The organism is Pseudomonas sp. USHLN015, from assembly GCF_037153275.1.
Lineage (GTDB): Bacteria > Pseudomonadota > Gammaproteobacteria > Pseudomonadales > Pseudomonadaceae > Metapseudomonas > Metapseudomonas tohonis.
In genome coordinates this window covers 263,472-279,131 of sequence record NZ_JBBCKP010000005.1, presented here as the reverse complement: position 1 = coordinate 279,131, position 15,660 = coordinate 263,472, and the positions used below count along the sequence as shown (strand labels likewise).

Below are 15,660 nucleotides of genomic sequence, written 5' to 3'. Positions count from 1 at the left end.
GGCGAAAGGAGTGCCCGGCATGCCCTCACTGAACATCAGCGACCTCGCCTGGGCACCCGATGTCCGCTCGCACTGGCGCCTGCAGGGCATCGACCTGCAGGTGCGCGAGGGCGAGTTCGTCGGCCTCATCGGACCCAACGGCAGCGGCAAGACCAGCCTGCTGCGCTGCACCTACCGCGCCGAACGCCCGGCCTCCGGCTGGGTGGCGCTGGACGGCGAGGACCTCTGGCAGCGCAGCCCGCGCTGGAGCGCACAACGCATCGCCGTGGTGCTGCAGGAATTCCCCCAGGACTTCGGCCTCGCCGTGGCCGAGGTGGTCGCAATGGGCCGTTCGCCGCACAAGGGCCTGTTCGACGGCGATGACGCCGAGGATGCCGCGATGGTCGCCCAGGCGCTGGCCAGCGTTGGCATGGGCGACTTCCACGCGCACCCCTTCGCCCGCCTCTCCGGCGGCGAGAAGCAGCGCGTGCTCCTGGCCCGCGCCCTGGCACAGCGACCCGGCCTGCTGCTGCTCGACGAACCCACCAACCACCTCGACCCGCGCTACCAGCTGGAGCTGCTGCACCAGCTGCGGCGCCTGCGCCTGAGCACCCTGGCCAGCTTCCACGACCTCAACCTGGCGGCGGCCTTCTGCGACCGCCTCTACGTCCTCGACCAAGGCCGCGTGGTGGCCAGCGGCACGCCCACCGACGTGCTCACCGCCGACCTGCTGCAGCAGGTGTTCGGCGTGCACGCGCTGGTGGACCGCCACCCCCTCGCCGACCACCCGCGCATCACCTGGATCAGCCCATGAAGCCTTCATCGATCGCCCTGCTCCCCCTCCTCCTGGCGCCCATCGCCCAGGCCACCGACTACCCGCTGCGCGTCACCAGCTGCGACCGCCAGGTGGTGTTCGAGCGCGCGCCGCAGCGGGCAGTGAGCCAGGACATCAACCTCACCGGCATGATGGTCGCCCTCGGCCTGCAATCGCGCATGGTCGGCTACAGCGGCATCAGCGGCTGGAAGACCCCGGATGCCCGGTTGATGGCCGCCCTGGGCGACCTGCCGGAGCTGGCGCGCAAATACCCCTCCATCGAAACGCTGCTCGACGTCGACGCCGACTTCTTCTTCGCCGGCTGGAACTACGGCATGCGCGTGGGTGGCGAGGTCACCCCGGCCACCCTCGCGCCCCTGGGCATCCCGGTGTACGAGCTGAGCGAATCCTGCGCCCACGTGATGCCCCGCGAGGCGGCGAGCCTGGAAGACCTCTACCGCGACCTCGACAACCTCGGTCGCATCTTCGACGTCGAAGCCCGCGCCAGCGCCCTGGTCACCGACCTGCGCACGCGCCAGGCCGAGGTGGCCAGGCGCCTGGAGGACGGTGGCGAGGCACCCCGGGTATTTCTCTACGACAGCGGCGAGGACCGCCCCTTCACATCGGGCCGCCTGGGCATGCCGCAAGCGATCATCAACGCCGCCGGCGGGCGCAACCTGATGGACGACCTGGCCGCCAGCTGGACCCAGGTCAACTGGGAAACCGTGGTCGAGCGCGACCCGCAGGTGATCCTCATCGTCGACTACGGCGAGCGCAGCTGGCAGCAGAAGCGCGACTTCCTCCTCGCCCACCCGGCCCTGCAATCGGTCGAGGCGATCCGCGAGCAGCGCTTCGTGGTCCTGCCCTACCTCGCCGTCACCCCTTCGGTGGAGAACATCGAGGCCATCGAGACCCTGGCCGCGGGCCTGCACCCCGAACGCTTCACCGGGACGGCGCCATGAGCCCGCTGCGCACGCCCGGCGCCTACCGCCTGCTGCTGCTCGGCCTGGGCGCGGCGCTGCTGGTCTCCTGCATCGCCGCCCTGGGTTTCGGCCCCGCCTCGGTGCCCCAGGGCGCAGTCTGGGGCATCCTCGCCGAGCGCCTGGGCCTGGGCGGCGTGGGCGAGTGGAGCCGTGGCCAGGAACACATTGTCTGGCTGATCCGCGCGCCCCGGGTGCTGCTCGGTGCGCTGGTCGGTGCCGGCCTGGCCCTGGTGGGTGGCGCACTGCAGGCGGCCACGCGCAACCCGCTGGCCGACCCGCACCTGCTCGGGGTCAGCTCCGGCGCGGCCCTGGGCGCGGTGCTGGTGCTGCTCTACCTGGGCGAATTCATCGGTGTGCTCAGCCTGCCCCTGGCCGCCTTCGTCGGCGCCCTGGGCAGCATGCTGCTGGTGCTGGCCATCGCCAGTCGCCACGGCCGCCTGGAAAGCGATCGCCTGCTGCTGGCGGGGGTCGCCGTGTCCTTCGTGTGCATGGCGCTGGTCAACCTGCTGCTGTTCCTCGGCGACCACCACGCCGCCAGCTCGGTGGTGTTCTGGATGCTCGGCGGGCTCGGTGCCGCACGCTGGGAGCTGCTCTGGCCGCCGGCGTTGTGCCTGGTGCTGGGCCTGGTCGCCCTGCTCGCCCAGGCGCGGGGGCTGAACGCGCTGATGGCCGGCGAGCAGACCGCCATCAGCCTGGGCTTCAGCGCCCGCCGGGTACGCCTGCAGGTGTTCCTCTGCGCCTCGCTGCTCACCGGCGTGCTGGTGGCCCTGAGCGGTGCCATCGGCTTCGTCGGCCTGATGCTGCCGCACCTGGCGCGCCGCCTGGTGGGCGCCGAACACCGCCGCCTGCTGCCGGTGGCCGCCCTGCTCGGCGCGCTGTTCCTGGTCTGGGTCGACGTCGCCGCACGCACCCTGGTCGCACCCGAGGACCTGCCCATCGGCATCGCCACCGCCGCCATCGGCGGACTGTTCTTCGTCGGCCTGCTGCGGCGGCGTTGAAGAGGATTCACCGGAAAGGTCCCACGATGGGTTTCGCTTCGCTCTACGCCATCCTACGAGGTGCCGCCTGACGTACCGAAAAGCTGAGGCGCGCCTCGTCCCTGTAGGGGCGAATTCATTCGCCCAGCATCCCGCCAGGCTGCCGCCCACCTCCCCCGCAAAAATTATTTTCTCCCTCACGTCACAACCCCACAGGCTGATCCGTCGAGTCATCAAAGGGGCCACTCCGGCCCCATGACGGAGACCGAAAGATGAGCGATACCCGCGCCGTGCGTTACGAACAGGAAATCCCCCAGGTACTGGCCGTGCTGGGCAGCGTCCATGCCGAGCTGGACAAGCTCGGCCTGCCGCGTGCCCTGGTGCACCTGGTCCACCTGCGCGCCTCGCAGCTCAACGGCTGCGCCTTCTGCGTGCGCATGCACACCCGCGAGGCCCGCGAAGGCGGCGAGACCAGCGAGCGCCTGGACCGCCTGGTGGTGTGGCGCCATTCGGGGGACTTCAGTGCCGCCGAGAAGGCCGCCCTGGCCTGGACCGAGGCGCTGACCCGCATCGACGACGAGCGCGACTACGCCGACCTGCGCCAGGCATTGCGCGACCACTTCGACGAAACGCAGATCAGCGCGTTGACCACCCAGGTGGCGATGATCAACCTGTGGAACCGTATCCAGGTATCGAAGCATTGATGCAGACCCGAGCCCGCCTCGAACTCTTCCAGCAGAACCGCCCGCGCCTGCTCGGGCTGGCCTATCGCATCCTCGGATCGCGTGCCGACGCCGAGGATGCGTTGCAGGACTGCTGGCTGAAGTGGCAGGAGGCCGACCTCGCCGGCCTCGACAACCCGGCCGCCTGGCTGACCACCCTGTGCACGCGCCGCTGCATCGACCTGCTGCGCTCGGCCCGGCGCACACGGGTGGAGTACGTCGGCTCCTGGCTGCCGGAGCCCATCCACGGCCTGGCGGAAGACGGCCCCGACGAGGGCATGATCCTGGCCGCCTCGCTGCAGACTGCCTTCCTGCTGGTGCTGGAGCGCCTCGCTCCGAAGGAGCGTGCCGCCTACCTGTTGCACGACATCTTCGAGCGCCCCTATTCCGAGATCGCCGACATCCTGGCGATGCAGGAGTCCGCCTGTCGCAAGCTGGTGTCGCGGGCGCGCAGCAACGTCGAGGACGCGCGGGTACGCCACGTCACCCCGGTGGCTCGCCAGGAGCAACTGCTCACCGCCTTTCGCGATGCCATCGAGGGCGGCGACAGCCGCGCCCTGGCCGGCCTGCTGGGCGCCGAGGTGGAGCTGCGCGCCGATGGCGGCGGCAAGGTGCCCACCCTGCGCGAGACCCTGCATGGGCGCGAGGCGGTGCTGGGCTTCATCGAGCAGTCGCTGCGCAACTACTGGAGCGGCTTCAGCTGGCACGCCACCGAGATCAACGGCACCCGTGGCTTCCTCCTCGGCCAGGGCGACACCCCGGTCGCGGGCATTTCCTTCGGCTATGACGAGGAAGGCGCCTTGCGGCACATCTTCATCGTGCGCAACCCGGACAAGCTGGCCGGGCTCGCGCTCGGCTGATGCACAGTGGGAGCGAATTCATTCGCGATGCTCCACGGCCTGGAGCTCCCCGCCCCTGTAGGGGCGACTTCAGTCGCCCAGCGGTGCGTAGCGCCGCCCGGCATGGAGTTCGCGAGCAGAGCTCGCTCCTGCGGTCCCCGTGCCGGGTCATCGCGGTTGAAACCGCTCCCACGAAAAAGCGGCCTGCCCGACCCGCTCCGCTGATCGAAATCCCCTTGGGCCGCCACATCGATAGCTGTATAAATAGCCAGCCATTCGCCCAAGCCGTTCCGCCATGCCCAGCGCCCTCGACGATCCCTTCTACTACCTGAACAACTTCCAGGCCGTGCTCGACTGGATCGGCGCGCGCTATGACGACCTGCTGGACAATGAGGAGCGGGGCTTCATCGCGGCCTTCGCCGGCCTGCCCAAGGCCTCCCGCGCGCTGCTGGTGCGCATGGTGATGCGCAAGGGCACGCTGTTTCGCGAAAGCAAGCTGGCTTACGCCGAGATCGGTCCCACCCGCGAGGCCCTGCAGCCACTGGTGGCGCTGGGCTGGGTGGACCCGGCACCGCAGCTGACGCTTGCGCAACTCTTCGCCCTGCTGCGCAAGCCGGAGATCGCCGCCTGCTTCGGCGCCCAGCTCGGCCGGGCCGGTGCGCGCAAGGCCGACCAGCTCGCCCTGCTGCAACCCCTGCACCCCGAGGCGCAGCCGCTGGACGCCTGGTGCCTGGGGCTGGAGGAGCGCGTCCATGCCTTGCAGCTCATGGCTCTGTGCGACCGGCTGCGGCTGATGTTCTTCGGCAACCTGGCCCAGGACTGGTCCGAGTTCGTCCTCGCCGACCTGGGCATCTACCAGTACGAGAAGGTGGAGCTGGATGCCGCCTCGCGGGGCTTCCGCCAGCGCGCCGATATCGATTTCTACCTGCACCTCTACCAGTGCCGCGAGCGCTTCGAAGCCGGCGAGGAGCCGGCAGAGGTGCTGGCGAGCATTCCGCCGGCCAACGACAACCCCTGGCTGCAAAGCCGCCGCGCGCGCCTGCTGTTCCAGCTCGGCCAGCATTGCGAGCGCCACGGCGAAATGGACCTGGCGCTGGAGATCTATGCCGGCTGCAGCGACCCCGGCGCGCGCATCCGCCGCATCCGCGTGCTGGAGAAGATCGCCGCCTTCGACGACGCCCATCGCCTCGCCCTGGAACTGGCGGCCGGCGTGCACAGTGACGAGGAGCAGCAGCACCTCACGCGCATCCTGCCACGCCTGCGACGCAGGCTGGGCCTGCCCAAGCCGCCGCCGCGCAAGCCCACGCCGGTGGTGCGCCTGGACCTGCGCCTGCCCAGGGGCGACGACTTCGTCTCGGTGGAGCACAGCGTCGCCCGGCACCTGGCGGATGAACCGGGCCCGGTGCACTACGTCGAGAACACCCTGGTCAACTCGCTGTTCGGCCTGCTCTGCTGGGAAGCGATCTTCCTGCCGGTGCCGGGCGCCTTCTTCCACCCCTTCCACGCCGCCCCGGCGGACCTGCTCGCCGCCGACTTCCAGGCGCGCCGCAGCGAGGCCTTCGCCGCCTGCCTGGCGCAGCTGGACAGCGATGCCTGGCAGGCCACCATCCGCCGCAACCACGCCGCCAAGTACGGCCTGCAGTCGCCCTTCGTCTACTGGGGCGTGCTCGACGAGGCGCTGCTGGAGCAGGCGCTGGCGTGCCTGCCCGCCGCGCACCTGAAGCTGTGGTTCCAGCGCCTGCTGGCCGACATCAAGACCAACCGTGCCGGGCTGCCGGACCTGATCCGCTTCTGGCCCCGGGAACGGCGCTACCAGATGATCGAGGTGAAGGGCCCCGGCGACCGCCTGCAGGACAACCAGCTGCGCTGGCTGGACTTCTGCGCCGCGCACGGCATGCCGGTGACCGTCTGCTACGTGCAATGGGCCGAAACCGAGGTCGCCCTCGCGTGAGCTACCAGGTGGCCGTGCGCGCGCTCTGCGAATTCACCGCCAAGTGCGGCGACCTGGACCTGCGCTTCACCCCCGCCCCCACCGCCCTGGAAGGCATGGCCGGCCACGCCCTGGTGGCGGCGCGCCGGGGCGAGGGCTACCAGAGCGAGGTGGCGCTGGCGGGCGAGTTCCGCACCCTCAGGGTGCGCGGCCGCGCCGACGGCTACGACCCCGCGCGCAACCGTCTGGAAGAGGTGAAGACCCACCGCGGCGACCTGGCCCGCCAGCCGGCCAACCACCGCCAGCTGCACTGGGCGCAGGTGCGCGTCTACGGCTGGCTGCTGTGCCAGGCGCGGGGCCTGGACGAGGTGGAACTGGCCCTGGTGTATTTCGATGTCGGCAGCCAGAAGGAAACCCTGTTCACCGAGCGCGCCAGCGCCGCCGAGCTGCAGCTGTTCTTCGAGGCGCAGTGCCTGGCCTTCATCGCCTGGGCCGAGGCGGAGCTGGCCCACCAGGGCGTGCGCAACACGGCGCTGCAGGCGTTGCGCTTCCCCCACGCCACCTTCCGCAGCGGCCAGCGTGAACTGGCCGAGGCGGTGTACAAGGCCGCCAGCACCGGCTGCTGCCTGCTGGCCCAGGCCCCCACCGGCATCGGCAAGACCCTGGCCACCCTGTTCCCCCAGCTCAAGGCCCTGGGCGGCGAGCGCCTGGAGCGCATCTTCTTCCTCGCCGCCAAGACTCCGGGGCGCCAGCTGGCCCTGCACAGCCTGGCGACCCTGCGCGACAGCGTCGACGAGCTGCCCCTGCGGGTGCTCGAGCTCACCGCCCGCGACAAGGCCTGCGAGCACCCCGGCAGCGCCTGCCATGGCGAAGCCTGCCCGTTGGCGCGGGGCTTCTACGATCGCCTGCCGGCCGCGCGCCAGGCCGCCGCCGAACGCCGCTGGCTGGACCGCGCCGCCCTGCGCGAAGTGGCCTTGGCGCACGGGGTCTGCCCCTACTACCTGGGCCAGGAGATGGCGCGCTGGAGCGACCTGGTGGTGGGCGACTACAACTACTACTTCGACCTCGGCGCCCTGCTCTTCGGCCTCACCCAGGCCAACCAGTGGCGCGTCGGCGTATTGGTGGACGAGGCCCACAACCTGGTGGAGCGGGCCCGCGCCATGTACTCCGCCGAACTGCGCCAGGGCGCGCTGAAAGCCCTGTGCAAGAGCGTGCCGCCGGCGTTGAAGAAGCCGCTGGAGCGTGTGCAGAGCAGTTGGAGCGAACTGAACAAGGCCCAGCGGGTGGATTACCAGGCCTACGACGAGCCGCCGCAGAAACTGCTCGGAGCGCTGCAGAACGCGGTCACCGCCATCACCGACCACCTCGCCGAGCAGCCCGGCGCACCGCTGGACCCGGAGCTGATGGCGTTCTATTTCGACGCCATGCATTTCGCCCGCATGGCCGAGCTGTTCGACCGCCATTCGCTGTTCGACCTGAACAAGTACCAGGCCGGCAAGAGCAGCCGCTCCACCCTGTGCCTGCGCAACCTGGTGCCGGCGCCCTTCCTCGGCCCGCGCCTGGCCGGCAGCCGTTCCACCGTGCTGTTCTCCGCCACCCTCAACCCGCGCCGCTACTACGCCGACCTGCTGGGGGTGCCGGCCAGCACGCCCTGGCTGGAGGTGCAGTCGCCCTTCGCCGCCGAGCAGTTGCAGGTGCGCGTGGCACGGCACCTCTCCACCCGCTACCAGCACCGCACGCAATCCCTGGAACCCATCGTCGAGCTGATGGCCGACCAGTACCACGAGCGCCCGGGCAACTACCTGGCCTTCTTCAGCAGCTACCAGTACCTGGAGCAGGTGGCGGCGCTGTTCGCCGAACGCCACCCCTTCATCCCCGCCTGGAGCCAGTCGCGGAGCATGGACGAAGGCGCGCGCACGGCCTTTCTCGAACGCTTCGCCGAGGGCGGCCGCGGCATCGGCTTCGCGGTGCTCGGCGGCGCCTTCGGCGAAGGCATCGACCTGCCGGGCGAGCGCCTGATCGGTGCGTTCATCGCCACCCTCGGCCTGCCCCAGGTGAACCCGGTGAACGAGCAGTTGAAGCAGCGCATGGCCGCGATCTTCCAGGCCGGCTACGACTACACCTACCTCTATCCCGGGCTGCAGAAGGTGGTGCAGGCCGCCGGGCGGGTGATCCGCACCCAGGGCGACCGCGGCGTGGTGCACCTGATGGACGACCGTTTCGCCCAACCCGAGATCCGCCGCCTGCTGCCTGCCTGGTGGCAGGTGGAAATGGACTGAACAGGGTCGCCCCCTGCCCTGGGTCGCCCCCGCGGTGCACCGGGCAAGGGCAAAAACGACCTGCACCCCATGCGCCTCCGTCCTGCCGCTGCGCCTGGGAAAACCGCCTTCTATAATCCTTGCCAGCCTGCCGGGATCGCCGCGTGGAACGGACGGCCCGGCTGAACACGGGCGCACGGGAACCCCGAATGAATTCGACATCTCGCTTGTGGAAGCGCGTAAGGCAGCTGTGGCATGCCGCCGACCTGGTGTCGGTGGCCCAGCGCCGCGAGCGGCGCATGCGCCTGCTGGCGAGCAGCGTGATGCTGGTGCTGGGCCTGATCTGGGCGGTTGTCTTCAGCCTGCGTGGCCTCTGGGCCATCGTCGCGATGGATGCAGTGCTGATCACCTCGGGCCTGGCGGTCTTCCACCTCACGGTGTGCAACAAGGCGCGCAGCGCCAACCTCCTGCTCTTCAGCGTGCTGATCGTCACCATCGCCGGCACCGCCATCGTGCTCGACGCGCCCAACGCGGCGGCGCCCCGCGCCACCCACCTCTACCTGCTGCCGCTCACCCTGGCCGCGCTGATGGCCTTCCGCGACGAAGGCCTGTGGCTGCGCTATGGCGTCGCGCTGCTGTGCCTGGTGACCTTCACCTGCCTGGCCTCCAGCAACTGGACACCGCTCCCCGGCCACAACCTGCCGGACGAGGTGCGCACGCCCGGCTCCTGGGCCCAGGCCGGCGCGGCGATGGCGATGTTCTTCGCCCTGCTCCACGTCCTGCAGACCGACGCCGCCGAGCGCTCGGTGCTGGAGCGCGAGCTGCAGGCGGCCCTGCGCGAGCGGCAGTTCGAGCTGCACTACCAGCCGCAGCTCGATGTCACCGGGCGGGTGATCGGTGCCGAGGTGCTGATCCGCTGGCGCCACCCGCAGCGCGGCCTGCTGCCGCCCGGTGAGTTCATCGACCACGCCGAGCGCAGCGGGCTGATCATCCCCATCGGCAAGTGGGTGCTGGAGCAGGCCTGCGCACAACTGCGCAGCTGGGCGGACGACCCCCTCCGCAAGGACCTGTGCCTGGCGGTCAACATCAGCCAGAAGCAGTTCCGCCAGGCCAGCTTCGTGCCCGAGGTGCTGGAGATGCTCAGGCGCCACGGCATGGACGCCAGCCGCCTGGAGCTGGAGCTGACCGAGACCATGCTGGTCCAGGACCTGGAGGACCTGACGCGCAAGATGTCGCAGCTGGTGGAGCATGGCGTGTCCTTCTCGCTCGACGACTTCGGCACCGGCTTCTCGTCCCTCAGCCACCTCAAGCGCCTGCCGCTGGGCAAGCTGAAGATCGACCGCTCCTTCATCTGCGACCTGCTCACCGACGCCAACAGCGAGGCCATCGTCTGCAGCGTCATCGCCCTGGGCCAGAGCATGGGCCTGACGGTGATCGCCGAGGGCGTCGAGACCGAGGCGCAGATGCAGTGCCTGCTGGAGCGGGGTTGCCAGCAGTTCCAGGGCTACCTGCTGAGCAAGCCGCTGCCGCTCGCCGCGTTCATGGCCTTCACCCAGCAGAGCGTCGAACGCCAGGAGCGGGTGATCGGCAACGCCTTCGACGGGGCGGGAGTCGCCGCCACCAGGGAATGATCCAGCGCAGCCGCAGTCTATGCCTCGTGCGGGGCGAGCCAGGCGCGCCCCGCTGGCAGCCGCCCGGCCCGGGGCGGTCCCGGAAGCTCGGCGTTGGCGAGGTCGATCATGCGCTGGATATCAGGAATGCTTTGCGTGGCCGCGCTGCTCGTCGGCGGGCCCTCCCAGGCCGGGGAAACCCGGGAGAAGGCCCAGGCGGCGGAAGACAAGGCCGAAGTGCTGGAAGAGAAGGCCGCCAGCCAGGCGCCGGTGCCAGCCGACACCCCGCCGATCACCCGTAGCGAAGCCCGTGCCGTGGACCCGGACGGCGAGGCGCCGCTGGACGACCCCATCACCTGCCTCGCCCGCTCCATCTACTGGGAAGCCAAGGGCGCCCCGGCGCAGGACATGGAGTCGGTGGCCAACGTGGTGATGAACCGCCTGGGCGACGGGGCCTTCCCCAAGACCGTCTGCGCGGTGGTCAAGCAAGGCTCGGAAAGCCGCAGCTGCCAGTTCTCCTGGTGGTGCGATGGTCGCCCCGACGAAGCCGTGGAGGACGACCGCTTCACCCTCGCCCGGGAGATCGCCCGCAAGGCGCTGAACGGCCAGCTGCGGGACCGCACCGACGGCGCGCTGTACTTCCACGACCGCAACGTCTCGCCGTCCTGGGCGAAGAAATTCACCCGTACGGCACAGACCCAACGCCTGCTGTTCTACAAGCCGCGACTGGAAGAGCCGTTGGCCGGCGCCCAGGACAGCGCGCCCTAGCGCGGCGTCAGGCCGTCTCCCGGCGCGCGGGCTCGGTGGCGTGCACGAACACCGTGTAGGTGTCCGCCGGGTGCGCCACGCCGGCCAGGTCCAGGGCGTGGGCGATGTTGCCGCGGTGGTAGGTGCCGTGGTTCAGCACATGGAAGAACATCTCCTCGCGGCTCAGCCGGCCCGTGCGCCCATCGGTGAAGCGGAAGCCGATCTCCTGCGCCGCATCGTCAGCGGCCAGCCGGGCGACCGCCTCGGCGTACCACTGGCCGGACGCGAGCAGGCGGCGCTTGAGCGTCGGGTAGTCGGGCACCGCATCGCTGTTGGTGGCCGCGTGGGGCTCCGCCGCCCCGGTCAGGCGCGCGCGGAACAGGTCCTCGACAATCACCATGTGGTTGAGCTGCTGCAGGGTGAAGGCCAGCGACTCGGGAAACCGCGCGGCATCGATCAGCCCGATGGCCTCCAGGGCACGTCGGTCCGCCCAGCATTTGTATTGAAAGGCCTTGGTCAGCATGGCGGGTCCTCGTGTTCGTCAATGGGGTGCAGGCGAGGCAAGGCGCCGCTAGCGCTCGGGCTCCTCGCCCGGCAGCAGTTGGGCGATGTCCTCGTGAAAGGCCCGCCACTCGCCTTCGGAGATGTCCATGATGCTGAACGAGCGCAGGAAGAACGCACCCGTCGCAGCCAGGAAGGCCAGGCGCACGCGCTTGCCGCGCTCGGTCTCGAAGGCGTCGCCCAGCAGCAGGGAGCGGTACCAGTCGTTGGCCTGCGTCTTCAGGCTTTCGTGGCTGAACATCGCCGTGAGGATCGCGGCGGCGCGCCGGCTCAACTCCTCGTCGGGAATGGCGATGATGCCGATCTGCGCGATCAGGTGGTCGAGCATGCCGGCATCGGGCTTCAGGCGCGAGCGCACCGAAAGCTCGTAGTCGGTCTTCCAGCGATTGACCATCGCCTCGATCAGCCCGTCCTTGGTGCCGAAGCACGACTGCACGCCGCCCTTGCTGATCCCGGCGGCCTTGGCCACCTCGCCGATGCTCAACGCAGAAATGCCCTGTTCCATGACAACCGAGATGGCGGCGTCCAACACCAGGTTCCTGTCGATCACGGGACGTTTACTCATCACGGCTCTCTGAATTAGAATACGATCGTATTTTTATTTGCGCCCCCCTCACCGGGGCTCGCACCGAGTTTCACCCAGCGCATCCAGGGTGCTGTCCAGGCAGGCGCGGCAACGCTGCCCGACACGGACGCACCCCTGCCTACCAACCGAAATCGCTGCGCGGTCTCCTGGGACCGCGCAGGCCAATTCCTTCGGGGCATACATCACAATTTTACTGCCAATCCGCGGGGCGGCTTATGGCTATCGATCGTAATTCGGCGGCAGGGATCAGTTTTGCCAACCGCATTTACAAACCGCGAGCCATCGGTTGCGCACTGAGCTTCATCTATGTCGCGACCACCACCTACCCGGGCACCTGGCCGCTCTGGGGGTTGATGGGGCTGAACGGTTTCATCTGGCCCTACCTCGCCTACCGCATCGCCCTCGCCTCGCCCGCGCCCTACCAGGCCGAACTGCGCAACCTCCAGCTCGATTGCGCCTTCGCCGGGGGGTGGGTCGTGGCCATGCACTTCAGCGCGCTGCCATCGCTGCTGTTGCTGTCGATGGTCGCGATGAACTGCGTCGCGGCCAAGGGCATCCACCTCCTCTCCAAGGGGCTCGCGGCCGCGGCTGCGGGCATTTTCCTGGCCGGGGCCTGCCTGGGCTTCGAGGTCACCTGGGAAACGCCGGCACGGGTCATCTGGGCATGCCTACCCATGCTGGTCATCTATCCCTTCGTGGTCGGTTGGGCGAGCTACAGCCTGGCGAAGCAACTGCTGAGGCAGCAGAAGGCGTTGTCCATCGTCGCCGGCTTCGACGAGCGCATGCTCACGCCCCATGACCGCTGGCTCTGCCAGCTGGCGCAGGTCTTCCTGCGCTGCCGGTGCGGCTCCGGCCAGGCCACCGTCGCGCACATCCGCATCGACGACTTCGAGGCGCTCGGGGAGCGGCACGGCGTGCTGGTGACCAACGCCCTGAGCGTCCGCCTGGGGCACCTGATCGTCGCCGGGCTGCGCAGCACCGATCTCGTCTGCATGCGGCGCCCCGGCGAATTCCTGGTGCTCCTGCAGCAGGCGAGGACCCTCGGCGCGCAGGCATTGACCAGCCGCATCGAAGAGGCCTTCGAGCACTGCTTCGCCGGCGGCAAGGGATTGCCCGAGGCACGCATCCGCGTCGGGCTCGCCGAATTCACCCACGACCTGCGCAGCGAGAACGAATGGTTGCGCCAGGCCCAGCGGCACTCGGCCCCGCTGAAGACCGATCAGCCACACCCCACCGGCCATTCCAGCGCCTAGCGGGCCGGCCCGTTGCCGGCGCCAGCCCATGGCCGCCGGCAAGGCGCGGCGGCAACGAACCCACCACCGTGCGCGACCGACGCCCGCACGGGGACCCTGGCTTTTCACACCCACCAACTGTCATTTGAAGGAGTATTCAGTTGAGGAACCTCAAGATCGGAAAACGGGCCGGACTCATCTTCGCGCTGCTGGCCCTGATGGTGCTGGCGATGGGCGGCATCAACCTCTACGAGACCGGCAGGATGGACGCCGCCTCGACCGAGGTTCGCGGCACCTGGCTGCCGGGCGTCGTCGCCCTGAGCGAGCTGGGGGCGGCGATCGGCGACACCCGCGCCCTGACCCTGCGCAGCATCATCGTCGACGAGCCGACCGTACGGCAGCACACGATGGCCAGGATCAAGGCGAACCTGCAGGCATTGCCCAAGCAGTTCGATGCCTACGAAAGCGCCATCGTCGAGGCGGAGAACCGCAAGCTCTACGATCACTTCGTCAGCACCTACGAAACCTACCGCGGCCTGCAGCAACAGATACTCGACGCAGTGGACGCTGGCCGGATCGACGACGCCGACAGGCTCGCCAACGGCCCGCTGGCCGAATACGCCGGCACCATGACCAAGGCGCTGGACAAACTGATCCGCTTCAACGCCGAGAACGCCTTCGCCGCGGCGCAGCTCAGCGACGAGGCGGCGGATGAAGCCCGGGTCGTGGCCGTCGTCGCCTTGAGCGCCATCCTCCTGATCACCATCGGCGCCGCCACCTTGCTGACCCGCAGCATCATCCTGCCACTGGGCGACGCCGTGGCCATCGCCGAGCGGGTCGCCAGCGGCGACCTCAGCCGGGACATCAGCGTGGTCGGCAAGGACGAGCCGGCGTTGCTGCTGGCCGCCCTCAAGGGCATGCAGGCCAACCTGAGGGCGACCATCCAGCAGATCGGCAGCTCCTCCGACCAGTTGGCCTCGGCTTCCGAGGAGCTGCATGCCGTGACGGAGGATTCCAACCGTGGGCTGCACCAGCAGAACGCCGAGATCGAGCAGGCCGCCACCGCCGTGAACGAAATGACCGCCGCCGTGGAAGAGGTCGCGCGCAACGCCGCGAGCACCGCAGCCGCATCGAAGGAAAGCGACGACGAGGGACGCCGCGGCTTCGCCCAGGTCAACGAGGCCATCGCCTCCATCCGCACCCTGGCCGGCCAGGTGACCCAGGCCTCGGTCCAGGCTTCCGAACTGGCGAACCAGACCCGCGACATCAGCACGGTACTCGACGTGATCCGGGGCATCGCCGCCCAGACCAACCTGCTGGCGCTCAATGCCGCCATCGAAGCGGCACGCGCCGGCGAGGCCGGGCGCGGTTTCGCCGTCGTCGCCGACGAGGTGCGCTCGCTGGCGCAACGCACCCAGAGCTCCACGGAGGAGATCGAGGTGATGATCGACAACATCCAGACCGGCACCCAGGGCACCGTCGGCGCCCTGCTGGCCGGGGCGGAGCAGGCCGAGCAGACGCTCAGGTCGGCCGCCAGCGCCGGTGCCGCACTGGAGCGGATCACCGCGTCGATCTCGCAGATCAACGAACGCAACCTGATCATCGCCAGTGCATCCGAAGAACAGGCCCAGGTCGCCCGCGAGGTGGATCGCAACCTGATGAACATCCGCGACCTGTCCATGCAGACCGCCGCCGGCGCCAACCAGACCAGCGCCTCCAGCCAGGAGCTGTCGCGCCTGGCCATCGAGCTGAGCACGATGGTGACCCGCTTCCGCGTGTGACAGCCGCGCCGGGGCCCGCCGCCTTGGCGGGCCCTTTTCCCGCCCGGGCGCCTCGCCTATCATCCGCCGGCCCCCGCCCGGCGCCCGCCCCCCGCGGGACGCCCACTCCCGCCACGCCACCCGCCGCCGAGGCCCTCCTTGCGACACTTCACCCTGAGCGACAAGAAACTCCGTGGCGTCCATCGCCGCCTTCGAGCCCTGGAGCGATGGGCGGCGGGCTTCCAGGGCCAGTTCCATCCGCGCGGCCAGGACATGGCGCGCTACCTGAACTGGAAGATCCCGGTGCCGAACACCCTGGTCCAGGGGCCGCAGGCACGCATCGAACACCAGGCCTTCTGCGCCCAGCAGATGCTGGAGGCCGCCGCCCATCTATCCCGCGCAGCGGATCGCAGCCAGGGCTATTACCGGGTCGCCTGCATCCTGGTCTGGCCCTGGTTGCACCAGAGCGAAGTGACGGTGTTCCACGATCGCGACTACTACCTCGGCTTTCTCGGGCAGGGGAACGGGCTCGCACCCGAGCGCCTGAGCGACAGGCTCGCGCTGAGGGTGCCCGCCCATTTCATCGAGCATGGGCATGACGCGACCCAGGCCGATGACGACCTGGCCGTCCAGTGGTGGTGCATCGGCGAGCCCGCGTAGAC

The 15,660-nt window shown here is 69.5% G+C and carries 14 protein-coding genes; 12 read left to right on the top strand and 2 right to left on the bottom strand.

All coding sequences use genetic code 11. The features are described 5' to 3' along the window. Positions 1 to 19 precede the first annotated feature (19 nt). The 9 genes from WFQ67_RS12265 (at position 20) to WFQ67_RS12225 (ending at position 10,880) form a co-directional block, all read left to right on the top strand. Positions 20 to 793 carry an ABC transporter ATP-binding protein gene (locus tag WFQ67_RS12265; RefSeq protein ID WP_337057021.1) on the top strand — a complete coding sequence of 258 codons (774 nt, stop codon included), beginning with the start codon at positions 20 to 22 and terminating at the stop codon, positions 791 to 793. Beyond that, the gene (locus WFQ67_RS12260; RefSeq protein WP_337057020.1) at positions 790 to 1,755 is read left to right on the top strand and encodes an ABC transporter substrate-binding protein; all 966 of its coding nucleotides are present in this window, start codon (positions 790 to 792) and stop codon (positions 1,753 to 1,755) included. The genes WFQ67_RS12265 and WFQ67_RS12260 overlap by 4 nt, the downstream gene beginning before the upstream one ends. Next, positions 1,752 to 2,774 carry a FecCD family ABC transporter permease gene (locus WFQ67_RS12255; protein ID WP_213625363.1) on the top strand — a complete coding sequence of 341 codons (1,023 nt, stop codon included), beginning with the start codon at positions 1,752 to 1,754 and terminating at the stop codon, positions 2,772 to 2,774. The genes WFQ67_RS12260 and WFQ67_RS12255 overlap by 4 nt, the downstream gene beginning before the upstream one ends. A 251-nt stretch (positions 2,775 to 3,025) precedes the next feature. Then, positions 3,026 to 3,457, top strand: coding sequence for a carboxymuconolactone decarboxylase family protein (locus WFQ67_RS12250; protein WP_213625364.1), 432 nt, complete (start codon positions 3,026 to 3,028; stop codon positions 3,455 to 3,457). After that, a complete protein-coding gene (sigJ, locus tag WFQ67_RS12245; RefSeq protein ID WP_213625365.1) occupies positions 3,457 to 4,335 on the top strand; it encodes an RNA polymerase sigma factor SigJ in 879 nt (292 codons plus the stop codon). Before WFQ67_RS12250 ends, sigJ begins: the two co-directional genes overlap by 1 nt. 274 nt (positions 4,336 to 4,609) lie before the next feature. After that, positions 4,610 to 6,265, top strand: a complete 1,656-nt coding sequence (locus WFQ67_RS12240; RefSeq protein WP_337057017.1) for a VRR-NUC domain-containing protein — start codon at positions 4,610 to 4,612, stop codon at positions 6,263 to 6,265. Next, complete coding sequence (locus tag WFQ67_RS12235; RefSeq protein WP_337057015.1) at positions 6,235 to 8,523, top strand: ATP-dependent DNA helicase; 2,289 nt, start codon at positions 6,235 to 6,237, stop codon at positions 8,521 to 8,523. The genes WFQ67_RS12240 and WFQ67_RS12235 overlap by 31 nt, the downstream gene beginning before the upstream one ends. Positions 8,524 to 8,711: 188 nt before the next feature. Next, a complete protein-coding gene (locus WFQ67_RS12230) occupies positions 8,712 to 10,133 on the top strand; it encodes a putative bifunctional diguanylate cyclase/phosphodiesterase (protein WP_213625368.1) in 1,422 nt (473 codons plus the stop codon). A 108-nt stretch (positions 10,134 to 10,241) separates the two neighbouring features. Continuing rightward, positions 10,242 to 10,880 (top strand): cell wall hydrolase, encoded by a 639-nt coding sequence (locus tag WFQ67_RS12225; RefSeq protein WP_337057013.1) that lies wholly within the window; start codon positions 10,242 to 10,244, stop codon positions 10,878 to 10,880. A 7-nt stretch (positions 10,881 to 10,887) separates the two neighbouring features. On the opposite strand, the gene WFQ67_RS12220 is transcribed toward WFQ67_RS12225, so the two are convergent. Both WFQ67_RS12220 and WFQ67_RS12215 read right to left on the bottom strand, forming a co-directional pair. Continuing rightward, positions 10,888 to 11,382, bottom strand: coding sequence for a DinB family protein (locus tag WFQ67_RS12220; protein ID WP_213625370.1), 495 nt, complete (start codon positions 11,380 to 11,382; stop codon positions 10,888 to 10,890). A gap of 48 nt (positions 11,383 to 11,430) precedes the next feature. Further along, entirely contained in the window at positions 11,431 to 11,985 is a 555-nt protein-coding gene (locus WFQ67_RS12215) for a TetR/AcrR family transcriptional regulator (protein ID WP_337057012.1), read from the bottom strand. A 236-nt stretch (positions 11,986 to 12,221) separates the two neighbouring features. Between WFQ67_RS12215 and WFQ67_RS12210 the strand changes: the two genes are divergently transcribed. The 3 genes from WFQ67_RS12210 to WFQ67_RS12200 all read left to right on the top strand — a co-directional run bounded on the left by WFQ67_RS12210 (position 12,222) and on the right by WFQ67_RS12200 (position 15,658). Then, positions 12,222 to 13,259 (top strand): MASE2 domain-containing protein, encoded by a 1,038-nt coding sequence (locus WFQ67_RS12210; protein WP_337057011.1) that lies wholly within the window; start codon positions 12,222 to 12,224, stop codon positions 13,257 to 13,259. Positions 13,260 to 13,393: 134 nt separating this feature from the next. Further along, entirely contained in the window at positions 13,394 to 15,019 is a 1,626-nt protein-coding gene (locus tag WFQ67_RS12205; RefSeq protein ID WP_337057114.1) for a methyl-accepting chemotaxis protein, read from the top strand. Positions 15,020 to 15,157: 138 nt separating this feature from the next. After that, positions 15,158 to 15,658 (top strand): DUF3916 domain-containing protein, encoded by a 501-nt coding sequence (locus WFQ67_RS12200; protein WP_337057010.1) that lies wholly within the window; start codon positions 15,158 to 15,160, stop codon positions 15,656 to 15,658. Positions 15,659 to 15,660: the final 2 nt, after the last annotated feature.

What these genes read in the sequence shown, in the direction of transcription:
- WFQ67_RS12265 (WP_337057021.1), top strand. Translation starts at nt 20, where the DNA reads ATGCCCTCACTGAACATCAGCGACCTCGCCTGGGCACCCGATGTCCGC.
- WFQ67_RS12260 (WP_337057020.1), top strand. Translation starts at nt 790, where the DNA reads ATGAAGCCTTCATCGATCGCCCTGCTCCCCCTCCTCCTGGCGCCCATC.
- WFQ67_RS12255 (WP_213625363.1), top strand. Translation starts at nt 1,752, where the DNA reads ATGAGCCCGCTGCGCACGCCCGGCGCCTACCGCCTGCTGCTGCTCGGC.
- WFQ67_RS12250 (WP_213625364.1), top strand. Translation starts at nt 3,026, where the DNA reads ATGAGCGATACCCGCGCCGTGCGTTACGAACAGGAAATCCCCCAGGTA.
- sigJ (WP_213625365.1), top strand. Translation starts at nt 3,457, where the DNA reads ATGCAGACCCGAGCCCGCCTCGAACTCTTCCAGCAGAACCGCCCGCGC.
- WFQ67_RS12240 (WP_337057017.1), top strand. Translation starts at nt 4,610, where the DNA reads ATGCCCAGCGCCCTCGACGATCCCTTCTACTACCTGAACAACTTCCAG.
- WFQ67_RS12235 (WP_337057015.1), top strand. Translation starts at nt 6,235, where the DNA reads ATGGGCCGAAACCGAGGTCGCCCTCGCGTGAGCTACCAGGTGGCCGTG.
- WFQ67_RS12230 (WP_213625368.1), top strand. Translation starts at nt 8,712, where the DNA reads ATGAATTCGACATCTCGCTTGTGGAAGCGCGTAAGGCAGCTGTGGCAT.
- WFQ67_RS12225 (WP_337057013.1), top strand. Translation starts at nt 10,242, where the DNA reads ATGCGCTGGATATCAGGAATGCTTTGCGTGGCCGCGCTGCTCGTCGGC.
- WFQ67_RS12220 (WP_213625370.1), bottom strand. Translation starts at nt 11,382, where the DNA reads ATGCTGACCAAGGCCTTTCAATACAAATGCTGGGCGGACCGACGTGCC.
- WFQ67_RS12215 (WP_337057012.1), bottom strand. Translation starts at nt 11,985, where the DNA reads ATGAGTAAACGTCCCGTGATCGACAGGAACCTGGTGTTGGACGCCGCC.
- WFQ67_RS12210 (WP_337057011.1), top strand. Translation starts at nt 12,222, where the DNA reads ATGGCTATCGATCGTAATTCGGCGGCAGGGATCAGTTTTGCCAACCGC.